This window comes from Pseudomonas sp. D47 (assembly GCF_045447305.1).
Taxonomy (GTDB): Bacteria; Pseudomonadota; Gammaproteobacteria; order Pseudomonadales; family Pseudomonadaceae; genus Aquipseudomonas.
Window position 1 is genome coordinate 1 of the sequence record NZ_JBJGXU010000153.1, and the last position, 1263, is coordinate 1263.

Annotated in this window: 2 protein-coding genes and 1 pseudogene; 2 read left to right on the plus strand and 1 reads right to left on the minus strand. The window is 55.3% G+C overall.

What is annotated here, in order from left to right; genetic code table 11:
* Together ACI77I_RS31990 and ACI77I_RS31995 are read left to right on the plus strand one after the other, a co-directional pair.
* A pseudogene (locus ACI77I_RS31990) lies at positions 1–456 on the plus strand (hydrolase or metal-binding protein); the annotation flags it as partial.
* 21 nt (positions 457–477) lie between these two features.
* Positions 478–810, plus strand: coding sequence for a hypothetical protein (locus tag ACI77I_RS31995; protein ID WP_407000200.1), 333 nt, complete (start codon positions 478–480; stop codon positions 808–810).
* A 14-nt stretch (positions 811–824) separates the two neighbouring features.
* Here the strand turns inward: ACI77I_RS31995 and ACI77I_RS32000 are convergent, their stop codons facing one another.
* Positions 825–1172, minus strand: coding sequence for a helix-turn-helix domain-containing protein (locus tag ACI77I_RS32000; RefSeq protein WP_407000202.1), 348 nt, complete (start codon positions 1170–1172; stop codon positions 825–827).
* Between the last annotated feature and the right edge of the window lie 91 nt (positions 1173–1263).

A 1263-nucleotide genomic window follows, 5' to 3' on the forward strand; every position in this document is an offset into this window, starting at 1 on the left:
CGCACCACGGGCTTCAACAGCATTCGTACCCTGGCTGCACGACTCCATTACTTCCAAGCCGTCTCAGGCAACCGTCTGGCCTACCTGCCCCTGGAACTGCGGCTACGGGGGAAATCCACACGACAGAGTCATGGCACACCGATTTTCTACGTCGATATTACCCTGCGTAATGGCCTGGACATGGACACCACCCTGTATGCGGCGAGAGAGCTGGAATCCATCCGCCAAGCAACCGGCTATGACCAAGTGGCTCTGGACAACGCGGCTCGCCTAGGCCTGGGTAATGGCGCCTTCGAAGACGGTGCGGAAGATCACGACGCAATCATTGATGAGTTTTTCCCTGCGCCTGAACCGCAGAAAACGGGGCGCGATGGATCGCCTTCTGCTCGACCATCACTGGCCAAAAAGTTGGAGTCATTGGCGACAGGTGCCTTACCGGCAGACCGTACTCACTAACCCCACTTCATAGGAGGCACCATGAACCAGCGCTGCCTGATTTGCGACTCAACAGCTGTAATGTCCAAAGACGTCGCCACAAGCGTGGTGATGCTCATCGGAACACTGGAGAGCTTCCTGCTCGGTGCCACGCAGGTGCAAGTCCCGTTACCGCAAAACGAGCAGCACAGCTCTTTAGCTCAAATGCTCACGAGGATAAGCAAGGGCGTTTCTCGTGCCACCTCTGGCCACATCGCCACGCAGGCCTTTGCCAACGACGTGCGAACGTATCAGTTCAGCCACCATGACTGGATCTGCCTACGGTGCGGCGCCCTGTTCGACAAGGACTCCGTCGACAACCCTCACGATCTTTGAAAATGATTGTGAGCTCAAGCCTTTCTAAGACGCTCAGCCAAACGCTCCACCATGTCCACAATAAGCTGTCGGTCTTCATGATCAAGCGTCATCAATAACCGGCTGATCCGAGTGGCTTGGTCGTCAGGACGTGAACTGGCCTCGGTCAATAAATCCGCCACTTCGCAATCAAAGATGTTGGCGAACTCCACCAGCCGTTCAATGTTGGGCACGACGATACCTCGCTCGATACGGGAAACGGCTTCATTGCCAATGCCCAAGCGTTCGGCCACCTCTTCCTGCGTCAAGCCACTGCGAATGCGCTGCTTAGCAATCGCACGGCCTACCACACCCGCCAAAAACTTCTGATCAGTTTCTATCACATTACCTCCCAGCTCTCAACCTACATGGTTGAGCATCACCTCATTGACATGAAGGGCCTCCAACACCGAAACTCAACCTTAAAGGTTGATA

Bases quoted from the DNA above. Each gene is read 5' to 3' on its own strand.
- ACI77I_RS31995 (WP_407000200.1), top strand. From the start codon at position 478: ATGAACCAGCGCTGCCTGATTTGCGACTCAACAGCTGTAATGTCCAAA.